Here is a 16,774-nt window from a genome sequence, read left to right on the forward strand (position 1 = left end):
AGTCCACTTTAAATAGGTACACCACATGACTACCGAAACGGTCACTCAATTCAATCAACTTGCTTTAAAAAATTCAATTGTCAAAGTATTGAATGACATTGGTTACGAAACCCCATCACCAATTCAAGCGCAGACGATTCCTTTATTATTAAAAGGCAAAGATGTACTTGGCCAGGCACAAACAGGCACAGGAAAAACTGCAGCTTTCGCGTTACCACTTCTTTCTAATATAGATTTAAAGCAAAAAGATCCTCAAGTACTAGTACTTGCACCCACACGCGAGTTAGCCATACAAGTCGCCGAGGCATTTCAAAAATATGCATCAGACTTAAAAAATTTTCATGTTTTACCTATTTACGGGGGGCAAGACTATCGCGGACAGATTCGTGGCCTTGAGCGTGGTGTACACATTGTTGTTGGCACACCAGGACGCGTCATGGATCACATGCGTCGCGGCACATTAAAACTTGCCAATCTGCGGACATTAGTCTTGGACGAAGCGGATGAGATGTTACGCATGGGCTTTATTGATGATGTCGAATGGATACTTGAACAAACTCCACCTGATAGACAAATTGCGTTGTTCTCCGCCACTATGCCACAGCAAATTAGGCGCATTGCAACAAAATATTTAAATGAGCCTGAACAAGTTACGATTAAAGACAAAACTGCCACCGCAGAAAATATTCGCCAACGCTATTGGCTAGTTAGCGGTTTACACAAACTTGATGCGCTAACCAGAATTCTTGAAGCAGAAAGTTTTGATGGCATGCTTATTTTTGTGCGCACAAAAACAGCCACTGTCGAGTTAGCTGAAAAACTTGAAGCACGTGGTTATTCTACTTCCGCACTAAATGGTGACATTGCACAGAATCAACGCGAACGTACTATTCAACAACTAAAGAATGGCAAGATAGACATCCTTGTTGCCACAGATGTTGCTGCGCGAGGCTTAGATGTTAATCGCATTAGTCACGTGGTCAACTATGATATCCCGTATGACACTGAAGCATACATTCATCGTATTGGCAGAACTGGAAGAGCGGGTCGTACGGGTGATGCAATATTATTTGTCGCTCCACGTGAAAAGCGTTTATTGGGTGCGATTGAAAAAGCTACGCGAAAAAAAATACAACTCATGGAGTTACCCTCTACAGAGATCATCAATGATAAGCGTGTGGCAAATTTCAAACAAAAAATTACTGATACTTTAGCCAATGAAGATTTAACTTTCTTTTCTCAGCTAGTCGAAAAGTTCCAACAAGAACACAATGTCCCTGCAGTAGAAATTGGTGCCGCGCTTGCCAAATTATTACAAGGTGACACTCCATTACTATTACAGCACAAACCAGAAAGAAAAAATAATCGCAAAGAGCGCAAAAATGATCAGCATAGCGATCGGCCCTACAAACGACGCGAACGATCTTCAGATAAAGACGATCAAGACAAAAACAAAACTCGCAAACCGCGCGAAAGATCTGCTAGCAAAATGGACAAACCAGAAGAAGGTTTACAGCGTTATCGCATAGAAGTCGGCCATGCCCATGAGGTTAAACCTGGCAATATTGTTGGCGCTATTGCTAGCGAAGCTGGATTGGATGGGAAATATATCGGCCACATCAAAATATTTGACGATCACAGCTTGGTCGATCTGCCTGAAGGCATGCCTAAGGAAATATTTAAAGATTTGAAAAAAACTCGGGTAGCAGGTCAGCCACTTAATATTTCAATGTTTGGCGAAGATCGCCCAGATAGAGGAAGAGAAAGAAAAACTATACGTGCTAAACCCAGTGGTGGCAAACGCAAAGCAGATGAAGCTAAACCAAAAAAACGTAAATCTAAAACTAGAAAGCGTACGCGCTAGAGTACGCTTTCTTTAAATCCACACAAAATTGTTAGTGAACATGACCTTGTGAAATCTCTTCTTCAGTAGCATCTCGCACACTAATAATTTTTACATCAAAGTTTAAGGTAACACCTGCAAGAGGATGATTACCATCGACGGTGACCTGGTCACCTTCAATTTTAGCAATCACGACGCGCTGTACTTCGCCGTTAGGGCCTTGCGCTTCAAATGACATGCCTTTTTCTAAAGTCTCAACGCCTTGAAAAGCGGCTTTATCCACTACCTGCATAAGCTCTGGTGACACCTCACCATAACCCTCGGCCGGTGCTACTTCTACTTTTACTGCATCATCAGCTACTTTACCCACTAACGCTTTTTCTAAGCCTGGAATAATATTGCCTACACCATGCAAATAAGATAAAGGATCCGCACCTTCAGAACTGTCTAATACAGTACCTTCACTATCTGTTAGCGTGTAATGCATGCTAACAACCATTTTATCTCCAATCATTAAAGACATAACTTCTCCGTTATTTTTTCTCAGAAATCCTACTTATCTTCAGAGCCAATACATTGATAAATTTTTGCACCGATAACAGCTCCTACTATAGGTGCCAACCAGAATAGCCATAATTGATCGACCGCCCAATCACCAACATATACAGCAACGCCAGTACTTCGAGCCGGATTAACCGAAGTATTAGTGACTGGTATTGTTATCAAATGAATTAACGTTAAGCATAGTCCAATGGCAATCGGGGCCATTCCTGCAGGAGCACGTTTATCAGTCGCACCCATAATGACCAGCAAAAACATGGCTGTCATCACTACCTCTGCCACTAGCGCTGCTATCATTGAGTATCCGCCGGGCGAATGTTCAGCAAATCCATTGGAAGCAAATCCGGCACTCACATCAAATCCTGTGGCGCCACTTGCGATGACATAAAGCACACCACCTGCCGCTATACCACCAATTACTTGCGCGAGAATATATGGCAGTAATTGATTTGTTTCGAATCTTCCTCCTGCCCAAAGGCCTATCGATACAGCTGGATTCAAATGACAACCTGAAATATGTCCAATTGCATATGCCATCGTGAGTACTGTCAGTCCGAATGCTAATGAAACCCCTAATAGGCCTATACCAACTTCTGGGAAACTGGCCGCTAATACTGCACTGCCGCAACCGCCCAACACTAACCAAAATGTACCTATCAATTCTGCTGCATACTTGTTCATGGCATATACCCCAACATTTGCTTGTGAATTTCCGGCAATACCTTACAGCAAACAGCCATTTCAGGCGAATCAGCTCTACAGAGTTTGAAGATTAGTGCAGCAGATCGCTACTTAGAGAAATATTTACTGAGAAATTTATCGAGATGATTAGCAAAAGCCTGACGATCGCCCTTGCCATATGGTGCTTGCCCACCTGACTGAACACCGCTACCACGCATAGTATCCATGAAATCACGCATATTTAGCTGAGCTTTAATGGTGTTCACTGAATACATTTCACCACGCGGATTTAAAGCATGTGCTTGTTTATCCATAATCTCCGCAGCTAGAGGTATATCACTAGTAATCACCAAATCACCTTGTTGCGCTCTTTTAACAATTTCATTATCCGCCACATCAAAACCACTGGGTACTTGCAACATTTTAATATTCTGCAGTAACGGCTTACGAAGCGGTTGATTTGCCACTAAAATGACTTCTACGCCGGTACGCTCTGCGGCACGAAATAAAATTTCTTTTGCTGGCACTGGACAAGCATCAGCATCTACCCAAATTTTCATATATTTATAATTGTTTCACTGAGTTTTTAAAATTTGAACTAGTCCACACTAGCTCAAGCGCGTCATTATACAATTGCTGGACAATACAAAGAATTAGTAATTTTTATCGCTTAAGTTAACTGCACTATGCTGACGACGACACACAACTGGTCCATGAACCTTTTAAAAACCGTTAAATACAATTCCTTTGCTCAACTTCCAGAGCATTGCTTATCATTACTTAGAGAAATTGATGAGAAGAATTTCTTCCACGGAGGTGGCTGGTTTGAGAGTTTCAGCAAAAATACTTTAGACCCAAATGCGGAAATACACATTTACACAGTTGAAGATAACACAGACACACCAAATGCTCGTGCTATTTTATTCATGCGCTCGTCAGCTGGACAAACAGGCTCACTGTTTGAAAAACAATATTGTGGGACTAAATCAATTGCCAGCATGACTGGTCATCAAACATTATTCTATGCTCCAGCTATTCGCAGTAATGATAGTCAGTTCGGCAATGTAATTAGCGAACTGGTTAATTCTATCTGCAAAGACAAACATTCATGGGGCGTGATCGATTTAAATTTCCTAGATCCGAAATCGCAGCTATACACAGAATTATCCTCTGCATTCAAGAAATGTGGATTAGCCGTCCGGCATTATCATTGGCGCAGCTGTATTTATGAAGACGTCAAAGACACTACTTATGCAGATTACTTAGCCGCACGTTCGAAAGCCGTAAAAAAAACCTATGCTTACAAACAAAGAAAATTAGAAAAAACAGGAAAAACTCGATTTAAAGTAGTCACTGGCGTTGAAAACCTAGAACAAGCAATAGCAGATTACGAGAATGTGCTTGCACACAGTTGGAAAGGTGCCGAGCCCTTCCCTAATCATGCTGCCGGATTAATTCGTGCTGCAGCTAAAGCAAATACTCTTCGACTAGGTCTTTATTATATAGACGACAAACCTGTGGCTACACATTTATGGGTTGTGACATCAGGTCGCGCGACAATTTGTAAGCACCATCATAATTCAGAATTCAACAAAGAGTCTGTTGGCGCAATCTTAACGCTGCGTATGTTTGAATACGCCATCGACACAGAACATGTGCATACAATTGACTTTGGTGTCGGTGACGAACCTGCCAAACGCAATTGGTTACATTCAGAAGAATCTCTCGATGGAATAATAGCCTTTAACCACAAGACACCAACGGGGCTTATTGCTTTATTGTTGTATACAACATCTGAAAAATTGCACCAGCTTAAACAACTAGTAAAACCTTATTTATTACCTCTGAAAAATAAATTATTCCCCGCAAAAAAATAACTTGCTAGTGCTTGCAAACGGTCATTTATCCTATCATAGTAAGGATAATAACCAATTCGGCTAAATTACAAATCTAATGATAACTCTATTTATTACGGGCACTGACACCGGTGTTGGCAAAACCTACATTGGCCGCATTCTTGTTAAAGCATTAAATAAATCTGGCCACACCTGCGAACCTAGAAAGCCAATAGAAACAGGCTGCATACTTGATAACAATAAACTTATTCCTGATGATGCCTCTTTATATGTACAGGCCACTCACGACAAAAGCAGCTTAGATGAAGTATGTCCATATCGATACGAACCACCTATCTCACCCGAACGTGCTATTCGCCTAACAAATACAATAGTCAACGTAAAAGACTTAGCAGAAGTTTGCAAACCAATCGATAAACCTGAATTCTTACTTGTGGAAGGTGCTGGTGGTTTTTACTCACCTTTGTGTAGCGATGGCTTAAATGCTGACCTTGCACAAAAGTTAAAAGCTAATGTACTCCTAATTGCTAAAGATCGATTAGGTTGCATTAACCAAACTCTACTCACCATTGAATCTATTAGGAACAGAAACCTCAACATAACAGCCATTGTATTAAACCAAACACGTAAGCATGATGAATCTGCCATGGATAATTTAGAAGATTTACGCATGCGGCTCGATATCCCTGTCATTGCAGTGCCTAATATGATTAATGCCAACCAAGAGTTACTTGACGAACACTACAAGGCTATTGAAGAGTTATTAACAATCATTAAGCAATAGCAGCTTTAAACATTTTCCCAGACTGGGCTCTAATAACATTAAATAAATATTAAATGTCATGTTTGTACACTCTATTCTACATTATATGAATAAATATCGGAAAATAGCTAAAGTTTCTCATAAATAGGCCGATACCCTGTTTGAATAAATGAATTTGGGGTATTTACATGGATAAACCAGTACACCAGCTAATTTACATTAGTGCGGCAAACCGTGACTTTAGCGAGGAAGAATTAGAAGAGATTCTTTCAACTGCACGTGAGAATAATGCATCGCTTGGCATTACCGGCATGCTGTTATTTCATGAAGGATCTTTTATTCAAGCATTAGAAGGTCCACAGGAAAAAGTTCAAGCCCTTTATGAAAAAATTTCTCAGGATAAGCGCCACACGGAAACAGTTGTACTATATAAAGGCGATCAAGAAGAGCCAGACTTTGAGTCATGGTCGATGGGCTTTTATCGCACCAACCAAAGTTCACAAGAAAATCTCCAAGGTTTCCATAATTTTTTAGCCTCAGGATTTCGCAATAACAATAAAGAAACTGCTGGTCGAGCACGTAATGCTCTATTGCAATTCAGGAAAGGTAAGTGGCACCAAAATGTACAAGTAGCTTAATTACTTTAGTTATGTAGAAATAAAAAAGCCCGCTTTCGCGGGCTTTTTTTATCCAGGGCTACTTAATCAAGCGGCTTTTTCAGCACCAGGTGTGTATTGCCCTAAAGCTGCTTTGCCGTTACTACGTGCTCGACCTAGTAATACCTCTTGCGCCGCTTTCACATTAGCTGAATCACCGCCCCACTTAGTCATAGACGCATGTTGTAATGCACGACCGTATGAGAAAGTTAATCCCCAAGGTAGATCGATACCTAAGTTATGCATTGCATTTAAATGTGAGCTTGCTTCTTCGTCTGACTGGCCGCCTGACAGGAATGCGATACCAGGCACGTTTGCTGGTACTGTATTCATTAAACAACGAACTGTTTCTCTTGCCACTGTCTCGACATCAGCGCGATTGCTTGCACTAGCTCCAGAGATAACCATGCTAGGCTTCAAGATCATACCTTCCATTAATACGCCTTGGTTGCGTAGGTGTTGGAAGGTAATGCGTTGTGCTAATTCAGTTACTTCATAGCTGCGTTCAATTGAATGGGTGCCATCCATTAATACTTCTGGTTCCACAATAGGAACAATACCTGCTTCTTGGCTGAGTTTTGCGTAGCGTGCTAACGCATGTGCGTTAGCTTCAATGCATGCCCAGCTAGGTATATTTTCACCGATCGTAATTACTGCTCGCCATTTCGAAAAGCGTGCACCTAGATCGTAGTACTCATTAAGACGTGCGCGAAGTCCATCTAGACCTTCGGTAACTTTTTCATCAGTATGACCTGCTAACGGATGTGCGCCCGCATCAACTTTAATACCAGGAATAATTCCATTGTCACTTAAGTATTTGGGGAAAGGTGTGCCGTCGAGTAGGGTTTGGCGAATAGTTTCGTCAAATAAAATAGCGCCGCTAATGTAGTCTGATAAACCTTCAGTAGTCACTAACATATCTCGGTACGCTTGGCGCTTCTCTTCGGTTTCTGAAATTCCTAATGCCTTGAAACGTTTACCGCATGTGGGATGACTCTCATCCATTGCTAATATGCCCTTACCAGGCGCGACCATTGCTTTTGCTATTTGTTTTAACTCTTCGCTCACTTTGCACTCCTTAAAAAATTTTGCCGATATTCTACCCTAACCAATCACTATGACGCCGTGACTAAAAACTCATTTCAGTACCAGATTACTAATTATACTAGTTTTACTCTGTATGCTCAGGGTCGTCCTCTTCTTCAACCATATGACCTACACGAAGCACTTTCAAAGCATTGGTGCCTCCGTCAACCCCCATTAGGTCGCCCTTAGTAAGGATTATTAAATCATCATCTTCTACTTCATGGCAATTCTTTAGTACGGTAACTGCCGCGTGATTCACTTGCGCATGAGTTTTACCCAAGAAATCCATTGGCGCAGGAAATACACCTTTATATAGCGTGACACGACGCAATGTTTTGACGTGACGCGTTAGTGCATAAATGGGAATAGAGGAACTAATTCTCGACATCCATAACGCAGTTGAGCCAGATTCAGTTAATGCGGCAATGGCTGCTACGTTTAAGTGATTTGCCAAATACATGGTAGCCATAGCGATACCTTCATCAACACGATCACATGTAATATGGCTGCGACGAGTATGGCGTTGGGCCTCTTGTTTTTCAGAGGCACGACATATTCGGCTCATCGCTTTCACGACTTCTATGGGATATTCACCAACTGCAGTTTCACCCGATAACATCACCGCATCAGTACCATCTAGTACAGCATTAGCTACATCTGATACTTCGGCACGTGTTGGGATTGGACTATGCACCATAGACTCCATCATTTGAGTGGCGGTTATGGCCAAGCAATTTGTCTTTTGTGCTTTACTGATTAGCATTTTTTGCACTGCTGGCACTTCCGCATCACCAATTTCTACGCCTAGATCACCTCGTGCAATCATAATTGCTTCGGTACATGCTAAAATATCGTCAATATTTTCTAGCGCTTCAATCGTTTCTATTTTTGCAACAATAGAAATATTACTATTATTTTTCTTTAGTAATTTTCTTACTTGGTGAATATCATCAACACTCTTTATGAAAGAGGCTGCGATATAATCCAAATCAAGTTCGTGAACATATGCAATGTCTTTGATGTCTTTCTCTGTGATACATTCTGCTGATAGACCACCACCCTTACGATTCATACCTTTGTTACTAGAAAGCTCGCCACCGGCCAGTACTGTGGTTTTGATTATTTGCGCATCGATTTCTTCTATCTTTAAAGCAATTCGACCATCATCAAGCAATAAAATATCCCCAGCAGACACATCATTAATCAATCCTTTATAGGTAAAGCCAATCACTTCTTGATTGCCTGATTCTAAATCTAATTCAGCATCTAAATTAAATTTATCGCCAACCTTCAAAATTATTTTTTTATTTACGAATCGACCTATGCGTAATTTAGCGCCTTGTAAATCGCCCAAAATACCAACGTTATAATTCTTTTCTTCGCTAATACGTCTGACCATTTCCACACGACGCTTGTGTTCCTCCATAGTGCCATGAGAAAAATTCAATCTAACAAGATCAATGCCCGCATCAATGAGCTTTGACATGACTTTCTCATCGTCAGTCGCAGGGCCCAGCGTAATAATAATTTTTGTGCGTCGATGCATCATGCTGTTCACTTTCCTTGTGCACGCTGTTGGAGAATATCTACCGCGGGTAACAGCTTTCCCTCTAGGAATTCTAGAAATGCGCCTCCACCTGTAGAGATATATGAAATATTTTCTGCGACCCCGAATGCATCAATCGCAGCTACCGTGTCACCACCACCGGCAATCGAGAATGCATCACTGGAAGCGATGGCATTGGATAAGGCTTGTGTAGCTCCGGCAAATTGTGGGAATTCAAATACACCTAAAGGCCCATTCCAAACAATAGTCCCCGCAGCTTTCATCACACTGCTTAAATGTTTCGCACTATCAGGGCCAATATCTAAAATCATGTCATCTTCTGCCACGTCTTTTACTGATTTGATTTCCGCTACAGCATCTTCGGAAAACTCTTTTGCGCATACTACGTCTGTCGGAATTGGAATATCCGCACCGCGTTGTTTCGCTTTTTCAATCAGTTGTTTTGCTACATCAACCAAGTCGACTTCATACAAAGATTTACCCACAGGAAACCCTGCTGCTGCGATAAAGGTATTTGCAATTCCACCACCAACAACTAATTGGTCTACTTTATCGATTAATTGTTCCAATAAAGTTAACTTTGTGGAAACTTTTGAACCGCCAACAATGGCTACCATTGGGCGTTGTGGCTTCTCTAAACCCTTGGCCAATGCTTCTAGTTCTGCAGCCAATAATGGACCTGCACATGCTTGCTTGGCAAATTTAGCGGCACCATAAGTAGACGCTTGAGCACGATGCGCAGTACCAAACGCATCCATGACATAGATATCACATAACTTGGCCATCTTTTTAGCTAATGCATCATCGCATTTTTTCTCGCCCGCTATAAAACGCACATTTTCGCACAGGACTATTTGTCCCGGAGAAACATCACAACCATTAATCCAATCTTTAACTAAAAAGACTTCTTGTCCCAATGCTGCGGCCAACGCATCAGCAACTGGTTGCAAACTATATTTTTCTTCTGGTTCACCCTCGGTAGGTCGGCCCAAGTGTGACATAACCATTACTGCTGCATCTTTGGATAGCGCAAGTTTTAAGGTAGGTAGTGATGCACGGATACGCGCATCGTTACTGATGACACCATCCTTTATAGGTACATTGAGATCTTGGCGGATCAGGAGTCGGCAATTTGCCAACTCCATCTCTGCCATAGTTAGTATATTTGGCATGTTGCTTAATTAAGTAACACTTTTTGTTGGCTTAAATTTTTGTAGCCCACTAGCCTGTATCTCACTAACAATCTTATTTAGCGTTATGAAGCGCAACAGTTGTATCCAACATACGATTTGAGAAGCCCCACTCATTATCGTACCAAGAAAGTACTTTCACTAAATTCCCTTCCATTACTTTGGTCAAGCTCGCATCGAACACAGATGATGAAGGGTTATGGTTAAAGTCACATGACACCAATGGGGCATCGTTATATTCAAGTACACCTTTGAGCTCGCCTGCAGCAGATTCTTTCATGATGCTGTTAACTTCTTCGATCGTGGTGTCGCGGGTTGCAGTAAATGTTAAGTCAACGACCGACACATTAATGGTTGGCACACGCATTGAAAAACCATCTAGCTTCCCATTCATTTCAGGCATAACCAAACCTACTGCCGCCGCTGCACCTGTTTTAGTTGGAATCATTGACTGAGTTGCAGAACGTGCGCGACGTAAATCGGAATGGAATACATCTGTTAATACTTGGTCGTTGGTATAAGCATGAATGGTAGTCATTACGCCTTTTTCCATGCCAATTTTGTCATGCAACGGCTTAACTAAAGGCACTAAACAGTTAGTAGTACATGATGCATTTGAAATAACTGTATCTGATGCTTTTAACACACCATGGTTAACACCATAAACAATCGTAGCATCAACATCCTTGCCACCAGGAGCAGAGATTATGACTTTGCTAGCGCCTGCTTTTAAGTGCGCTGAAGCTTTCTCTTTGCTAGCAAAGAAGCCTGTTGATTCAAGTACAACATCAACGCCTAATTCTTTCCATGGTAAGTTTGCTGGATCTCGTTCAGAGCACGCACGAATTTTGTCGCCGTTTACTACAATGTTGTCGCCGTCGACAGAGACTGTGCCATTGAATCTCCCATGAGCTGAATCGTATTGGGTTAAATGTGCATTGGTCTGAGCATCACCTAAATCGTTAATTGCCACCACTTGAATCTCATTAGTACGATCAGACTCATATAAGGCTCGCATGATATTGCGGCCAATTCTTCCATATCCATTAATTGCAACTTTGATTGCCATTCTCTTTGATTCCTCTTGTATTAACAGTAACTAAAGTAATGCGCGTGCACGCTTAGCGATGTTTTCGGCAGTGAATCCGAAATGCTCCATCAATATACTACCAGGAGCAGACGCGCCAAATTGATCGATACCTACAACATCCCCATCTAAACCGACATACTTACGCCAGAAGTCAGTCACTCCCGCTTCAACAGCAATTCTAGCGCGAATGTTATTTGGTAAAACTGATTGTTTGTAAGCGTCATCTTGCAACTCAAACACATCGGCACTTGGCATAGACACTAAACGAACTTTGACACCATCAGCATCCAGTTGTTTCGCTGCATCCATTGAGATTCCGACTTCGGTCCCAGTAGCCAAAATAATTAGCTCTGGTTCTGCATTATTCTCAAACAATACGTATGCACCTTTTTCCACTTTTCCTAATTGTTCCTTATTACGCGTCATAAATGGCACGCCTTGACGAGAAAAAGCTAAGGCAGCTGGATGTTTAAGTTCGATGCTGGTTCTCCATGCCACCATTGATTCTACAGTATCGCAGGGACGCCAAACCATTAGGTTTGGAATGCTGCGTAAACTAGATATATGTTCGATGGATTGGTGGGTCGGTCCATCTTCACCTAGTCCAATTGAATCATGCGTGTAAACAAATAGGCTAGGCGTATTCATCAATGCTGCCATACGTACGGCATTACGTGCATAGTCTGAGAATGTTAAGAAAGTCCCGCTGTATGGAATAAATCCGCCGTGCAGGGCCATGCCATTCATCATCGCAGACATACCAAATTCACGAACTCCATAGTATATGTAGTTGCCGCTAACATCGTCTCCAAGTACGCTTTTAGATCCAGACCACCAAGTATTATTTGATCCAGTTAAGTCTGCTGAACCGCCTATTAACTCTGGTAACAATGGACCAACAGCTTCTAAAGCTAATTCAGATGCTTTTCGAGTCGCAACACTCTCAGCTTTTTCATTTATGGCTTGTAGCGCTTTTTCTGAATCAGTCGCCCAATTATCAGGGAGCACTCCGTTGTAGCGTCGCAGTAATTCCTTTGCTAATTCTGGATGCGTGCTTTGATACGACGCGAATTTCTTCTCCCACGCTTGCTGCTTCTGCGTACCTGAATCAACACAACTCCATGCATTATAAATATCCTCAGGTATTTCGAATGGGCCATGCTTCCAGCCGATTCGATCGCGTACTAATTGAATTTCTTCGGCTCCTAACGGTGCTCCATGGACTCCAGATGTGCCTTCTTTATTGGGCGATCCAAAACCAATAATTGTTTTACAGTCAATCAGTGTCGGTTGTGAAGTATTTCCCTGCGCTTGCTGGATTGCTTGATCAATTGCTACAGCATCATGCCCATCAATACCACGAATTACTTGCCAACCGTAAGATTCAAACCGCTGTGGAATGTCTTCAGTAAACCAATCTTGGACTTCACCATCAATAGAGATTCCATTGTCATCGTAGAAGACAATCAATTTGCCTAACTTTAAGGTTCCCGCTAGCGAACATGCTTCATGTGAGATCCCCTCCATTAAGCAGCCATCTCCGGCGAAAACATAGGTAAAATGATCAATTATGTCTCTATCTTTCTGATTAAATTGTGCTGCTAACATCCTCTCGGCTAGCGCCATCCCAACTGCATTCGCCAGACCCTGCCCTAATGGGCCCGTTGTGGTTTCTACTCCAGGTGCTTCTCCTACTTCAGGATGTCCAGGTGTTTTTGAATGGAGCTGTCGAAAATCTTTAATGTCCTGCATCGACAGGTCGTAGCCAGTCAGATGTAGTAATGAATAAATCAACATAGATCCATGCCCATTAGAGAGCACAAAGCGATCTCGATCCATCCAATTTGGATCTTTAGGGTTATGTTTCAGATACTTACGCCATAGCACTTCGGCAATATCCGCCATCCCCATAGGTGCGCCAGGGTGGCCTGATTTGGCTTGTTGAACCGCATCCATGCTTAACGCACGGATGGCATTTGCTAATTCTTTATGATTATCCACGAGATTATTGTGATTACCGTTAATGTAAGGTTGTACGATGCGCCAATGCTGAGGTCTATCTGTTCTGCAAGTGAAAAAATTATTCTTATTTATAAAGGCTATCAGGCATAAAGCGCCGACATTTTCCACGAGTTATCAATGTCTCGCAAGCTCACTATAGTAAATACCGAGAGAAATTAGCTATTTTTCCATTTTATATTGCAACCGACACTAGGTTTTTGCACATCTGACACAGAATTTCCTGAAATAACTGCATTCAATGCTGCGCGCAGATCACTGCCAGAAACAGCGATGTCATTACCTGGGCGTGAGTCATCTAATTGCCCTCGGTACACACATGCAAGGTTGGCATCAAATACAAAGAAATCTGGGGTACATACAGCATGGTATGCCTTAGCCACTTGCTGAGTTTCATCGAATAAATAAGGAAATAAGTACCCATTAGCTTTTGCCTCCTTCACCATGTTTTCAGGCGAATCATCAGGATAATTATCAACATCGTTCGAGTTTATAGCGATAAAAGCAATGCCTTTAGATAGGTAGTCATTTGCTAAAGAAGTCAGCTCAGATGTTATGTGCTTTACAAACGGACAGTGATTACAGATAAACATTATAACCGTCGCCGAAGAACCGCGTAATTCATTTAGCCCCTTAATTTCACCGCTGCCAGGCTCCAACAATTCAAATTCGGGTGCAATGGTCCCCAATGGAATCATCCTCGATAGTGTCTTAACCATGGTTTATCTACCTCTGAAAAAATGACAAACTTTATCGCTTAAATGTGTCACACAATGTACAATCTCGCGCTTTATTAATGCAATGGTACTAATTGGCTAGAATTCTGATAAGTTTTTAGGCATTCAAAACATATCAAATATACTGATATAACCATATCTATAGCGATACAGATCATACAATTTTACCTTTAAATTATATTCAAAGGGTTTACTACAATGAGTAACAGTTACGTGTTTACTTCAGAGTCTGTTTCTGAAGGCCACCCAGATAAAATGTCAGATCAAATTTCTGATGCTGTACTAGATGCCGCTCTGGCACAAGATCCCGATGCTCGTGTTGCCTGTGAAACGTTAGTTAAAACAGGCATGGTGGTATTAGCGGGCGAAATCACTACGACTGCCAATATTGAATATGAGCAGTTAGTTAGAGATACAGTAAACGATATCGGATACGACCATTCGGATAAAGGCTTCGATGGTAATACTTGCGCAGTTATAAATGCACTTGGTGCACAATCTCCTGATATTGCACAAGGTGTAGATCGCTCAAAACCTGAGGACCAAGGTGCTGGAGATCAGGGTCTTATGTTTGGTTATGCCAGCAATGAAACTGATGTATTAATGCCTGCACCGATTACTTATTCACATCGACTTGTGAAGAAGCAATCTGAAGTTCGTAAAAATAAACAATTAGCCTGGTTACGCCCAGATGCAAAAAGCCAAGTGACATTTAGATATGAGAATGGCGTGCCTTGTGCTGTAGATGCCGTTGTTCTTTCTACGCAACACGACCCAGACATTTCACAAAAAGACTTACAAGAAGCAGTGATGGAACACATCATCAAACCTATTCTTCCAGAAAAATGGTTGAATAGCGATACTAAATATCACATCAACCCTACAGGCAACTTCGTTATCGGTGGCCCGGTCGGTGATTGCGGACTAACAGGACGCAAAATTATCGTTGATACTTATGGCGGTATGGCTCGTCATGGTGGCGGTGCATTTTCAGGAAAAGATCCATCAAAAGTTGACCGTTCTGCCGCTTATGCAGGACGTTATGTTGCAAAAAATGTTGTTGCAGCTGGCCTTGCTGAACGTTGCGAGATCCAAATTTCATATGCGATTGGCGTTGCTGAACCTACTTCAATCTCTATCGATACCTTTGGCACTGGAAAAATCAATGACCGTGACATTGAAGAATTAGTTAGACAGCATTTTGATTTACGGCCATATGGAATTTTAACTATGCTTAACCTCAAAAAGCCTATCTATAAAACATCTGCAAGCTATGGCCACTTTGGTCGCGAAGAAGCAGAATTCACTTGGGAACGAACCGATAAAGCTGACGCATTGCGTCGGTAATAACATTATTATTTTTGCCTATTATATATGCTAGGAGCACATTCAATGAGTACCGAACAAGATTACAAAGTTGCTGATATTTCTTTAGCTGATTGGGGTCGTAAAGAAATTGCGATTGCGGAAACTGAGATGCCAGGATTAATGTCGTTGCGCAAAAAACATGCGGGACAGAATCCTTTAAAAGGTGCGCGTATTGTTGGTTGCCTGCACATGACCATTCAAACAGCAGTACTGATAGAAACATTAGTCGACTTAGGTGCTGAAGTGCGATGGTCTTCTTGTAATATTTTCTCAACTCAAGACCATGCAGCAGCTGCCATTGCAGCAAGCGGCGTACCTGTGTTTGCCTGGAAAGGCGAAACTGAAGAAGAATACGAATGGTGTATTGAACAAACTGTCACTGGCCCAAATAATTGGGCACCTAACATGTTATTAGACGACGGTGGTGATTTAACTAAGCTAATGCACGAGAAATATCCTGAAATGTTAAAAGACGTCAAAGGTGTTTCAGAAGAAACTACTACCGGTGTAAAAAGACTTTATGACATGGTAGATGCTGGCGAGTTATTAATCCCGGCGATTAATGTAAATGACTCTGTGACTAAATCTAAATTTGACAATCTATATGGTTGTCGTGAATCTCTAGTCGACGGCATTAAGCGTGCGACTGATGTAATGGTAGCTGGCAAAGTAGCCGTTGTTTGTGGTTATGGTGATGTAGGTAAAGGCTCTGCCCAGTCGCTACGTGGATTAGGAGCTACGGTATGGATTACCGAAATTGATCCTATCTGTGCATTGCAGGCAGCAATGGAAGGCTACCGTGTAGTCACTCTTGATGATGTATGCGGTGAAGCGGATATCTTTGTAACAACCACTGGTAACTACAACATTATCACCCACGACCATATGGCTGCCATGAAAGACCAAGCCATTGTTTGTAATATCGGCCACTTTGATAATGAAATTGATGTCGCTAGTCTTGAAAAATACCAATGGGAAGAAATTAAACCACAAGTGGATCATATAATTTTTCCAGATGGCAAACGTATTATCATGCTAGCTAAAGGACGTTTAGTGAATCTTGGCTGCGCAACTGGTCACCCTAGTTTTGTTATGTCCAATTCTTTCACCAACCAAGTGCTTGCTCAGCTCGAGCTCTGGAATGCTAACGGCAGCTATGAAAACAATGTCTATATTTTACCTAAACATTTGGATGAAGAGGTTGCACGTTTGCATTTAGAACAAATTGGCGTGAAGTTAACTACTCTAACTGATGAACAAGCGGCATACATTGGCGTGCCAGTCAACGGGCCTTACAAGGCAGACCATTACCGCTATTAAAATACGCTGCACACAGAAATATTCAACGCCGGTATAA

Annotated in this window: 15 protein-coding genes; 6 read left to right on the plus strand and 9 right to left on the minus strand. The window is 41.8% G+C overall.

Annotated features, from left to right (window positions below):
• The first annotated feature begins 25 nt into the window (after positions 1 to 25).
• Positions 26 to 1,864 (plus strand): DEAD/DEAH box helicase, encoded by a 1,839-nt coding sequence (locus R8G33_08495; GenBank protein MDW3095697.1) that lies wholly within the window; start codon positions 26 to 28, stop codon positions 1,862 to 1,864.
• A 31-nt stretch (positions 1,865 to 1,895) separates the two neighbouring features.
• On the opposite strand, the gene R8G33_08500 is transcribed toward R8G33_08495, so the two are convergent.
• The 3 genes from R8G33_08500 to R8G33_08510 all read right to left on the minus strand — a co-directional run bounded on the left by R8G33_08500 (position 1,896) and on the right by R8G33_08510 (position 3,645).
• A complete protein-coding gene (locus R8G33_08500; GenBank protein ID MDW3095698.1) occupies positions 1,896 to 2,357 on the minus strand; it encodes a peptidylprolyl isomerase in 462 nt (153 codons plus the stop codon).
• A 38-nt stretch (positions 2,358 to 2,395) separates the two neighbouring features.
• Positions 2,396 to 3,085 (minus strand): aquaporin Z, encoded by a 690-nt coding sequence (gene aqpZ / locus R8G33_08505; protein ID MDW3095699.1) that lies wholly within the window; start codon positions 3,083 to 3,085, stop codon positions 2,396 to 2,398.
• 107 nt (positions 3,086 to 3,192) lie between these two features.
• The gene (locus R8G33_08510; GenBank protein MDW3095700.1) at positions 3,193 to 3,645 is read right to left on the minus strand and encodes a YaiI/YqxD family protein; all 453 of its coding nucleotides are present in this window, start codon (positions 3,643 to 3,645) and stop codon (positions 3,193 to 3,195) included.
• 153 nt (positions 3,646 to 3,798) lie between these two features.
• On the opposite strand from R8G33_08510, the gene R8G33_08515 reads away from it, so the two are divergent.
• The 3 genes from R8G33_08515 to R8G33_08525 all read left to right on the plus strand — a co-directional run bounded on the left by R8G33_08515 (position 3,799) and on the right by R8G33_08525 (position 6,342).
• Positions 3,799 to 4,962, plus strand: coding sequence for a GNAT family N-acetyltransferase (locus R8G33_08515; GenBank protein MDW3095701.1), 1,164 nt, complete (start codon positions 3,799 to 3,801; stop codon positions 4,960 to 4,962).
• Between the two features lie 76 nt (positions 4,963 to 5,038).
• A complete protein-coding gene (gene bioD, locus R8G33_08520) occupies positions 5,039 to 5,725 on the plus strand; it encodes a dethiobiotin synthase (protein MDW3095702.1) in 687 nt (228 codons plus the stop codon).
• Between the two features lie 167 nt (positions 5,726 to 5,892).
• On the plus strand, positions 5,893 to 6,342 hold the full coding sequence (locus R8G33_08525; GenBank protein ID MDW3095703.1) for a BLUF domain-containing protein: 450 nt from the start codon (positions 5,893 to 5,895) through the stop codon (positions 6,340 to 6,342).
• Positions 6,343 to 6,408: 66 nt separating this feature from the next.
• Here the strand turns inward: R8G33_08525 and R8G33_08530 are convergent, their stop codons facing one another.
• The 6 genes from R8G33_08530 to R8G33_08555 form a co-directional block, all read right to left on the minus strand.
• Positions 6,409 to 7,428: a class I fructose-bisphosphate aldolase gene (locus R8G33_08530; protein ID MDW3095704.1), complete on the minus strand. Its 1,020-nt coding sequence runs from the start codon at positions 7,426 to 7,428 to the stop codon at positions 6,409 to 6,411.
• Positions 7,429 to 7,531: 103 nt separating this feature from the next.
• A complete protein-coding gene (gene pyk, locus R8G33_08535; GenBank protein ID MDW3095705.1) occupies positions 7,532 to 8,992 on the minus strand; it encodes a pyruvate kinase in 1,461 nt (486 codons plus the stop codon).
• 8 nt (positions 8,993 to 9,000) lie between these two features.
• Complete coding sequence (locus tag R8G33_08540) at positions 9,001 to 10,185, minus strand: phosphoglycerate kinase (GenBank protein ID MDW3095706.1); 1,185 nt, start codon at positions 10,183 to 10,185, stop codon at positions 9,001 to 9,003.
• A gap of 73 nt (positions 10,186 to 10,258) precedes the next feature.
• The gene (gene gap, locus R8G33_08545; GenBank protein MDW3095707.1) at positions 10,259 to 11,272 is read right to left on the minus strand and encodes a type I glyceraldehyde-3-phosphate dehydrogenase; all 1,014 of its coding nucleotides are present in this window, start codon (positions 11,270 to 11,272) and stop codon (positions 10,259 to 10,261) included.
• 30 nt (positions 11,273 to 11,302) lie between these two features.
• Complete coding sequence (gene tkt, locus R8G33_08550; GenBank protein MDW3095708.1) at positions 11,303 to 13,294, minus strand: transketolase; 1,992 nt, start codon at positions 13,292 to 13,294, stop codon at positions 11,303 to 11,305.
• Positions 13,295 to 13,470: 176 nt separating this feature from the next.
• Positions 13,471 to 14,031, minus strand: a complete 561-nt coding sequence (locus R8G33_08555; GenBank protein MDW3095709.1) for a thioredoxin family protein — start codon at positions 14,029 to 14,031, stop codon at positions 13,471 to 13,473.
• Between the two features lie 216 nt (positions 14,032 to 14,247).
• Between R8G33_08555 and metK the strand changes: the two genes are divergently transcribed.
• Positions 14,248 to 15,396, plus strand: coding sequence for a methionine adenosyltransferase (metK, locus tag R8G33_08560; GenBank protein ID MDW3095710.1), 1,149 nt, complete (start codon positions 14,248 to 14,250; stop codon positions 15,394 to 15,396).
• Positions 15,397 to 15,441: 45 nt separating this feature from the next.
• A complete protein-coding gene (gene ahcY / locus R8G33_08565; protein MDW3095711.1) occupies positions 15,442 to 16,737 on the plus strand; it encodes an adenosylhomocysteinase in 1,296 nt (431 codons plus the stop codon).
• Positions 16,738 to 16,774 lie beyond the last annotated feature (37 nt).

Source organism: Gammaproteobacteria bacterium (assembly GCA_033344735.1).
Taxonomy (GTDB): Bacteria; Pseudomonadota; Gammaproteobacteria; order UBA4575; family UBA4575; genus UBA1858.

What these genes read in the sequence shown, in the direction of transcription:
- R8G33_08500 (MDW3095698.1), bottom strand. Translation starts at nt 2,357, where the DNA reads ATGATTGGAGATAAAATGGTTGTTAGCATGCATTACACGCTAACAGAT.
- bioD (MDW3095702.1), top strand. Translation starts at nt 5,039, where the DNA reads ATGATAACTCTATTTATTACGGGCACTGACACCGGTGTTGGCAAAACC.
- R8G33_08525 (MDW3095703.1), top strand. Translation starts at nt 5,893, where the DNA reads ATGGATAAACCAGTACACCAGCTAATTTACATTAGTGCGGCAAACCGT.
- ahcY (MDW3095711.1), top strand. Translation starts at nt 15,442, where the DNA reads ATGAGTACCGAACAAGATTACAAAGTTGCTGATATTTCTTTAGCTGAT.
- pyk (MDW3095705.1), bottom strand. Translation starts at nt 8,992, where the DNA reads ATGCATCGACGCACAAAAATTATTATTACGCTGGGCCCTGCGACTGAC.
- R8G33_08555 (MDW3095709.1), bottom strand. Translation starts at nt 14,031, where the DNA reads ATGGTTAAGACACTATCGAGGATGATTCCATTGGGGACCATTGCACCC.
- R8G33_08515 (MDW3095701.1), top strand. Translation starts at nt 3,799, where the DNA reads ATGAACCTTTTAAAAACCGTTAAATACAATTCCTTTGCTCAACTTCCA.
- metK (MDW3095710.1), top strand. Translation starts at nt 14,248, where the DNA reads ATGAGTAACAGTTACGTGTTTACTTCAGAGTCTGTTTCTGAAGGCCAC.
- R8G33_08540 (MDW3095706.1), bottom strand. Translation starts at nt 10,185, where the DNA reads ATGCCAAATATACTAACTATGGCAGAGATGGAGTTGGCAAATTGCCGA.
- gap (MDW3095707.1), bottom strand. Translation starts at nt 11,272, where the DNA reads ATGGCAATCAAAGTTGCAATTAATGGATATGGAAGAATTGGCCGCAAT.
- aqpZ (MDW3095699.1), bottom strand. Translation starts at nt 3,085, where the DNA reads ATGAACAAGTATGCAGCAGAATTGATAGGTACATTTTGGTTAGTGTTG.
- R8G33_08495 (MDW3095697.1), top strand. Translation starts at nt 26, where the DNA reads ATGACTACCGAAACGGTCACTCAATTCAATCAACTTGCTTTAAAAAAT.
- R8G33_08510 (MDW3095700.1), bottom strand. Translation starts at nt 3,645, where the DNA reads ATGAAAATTTGGGTAGATGCTGATGCTTGTCCAGTGCCAGCAAAAGAA.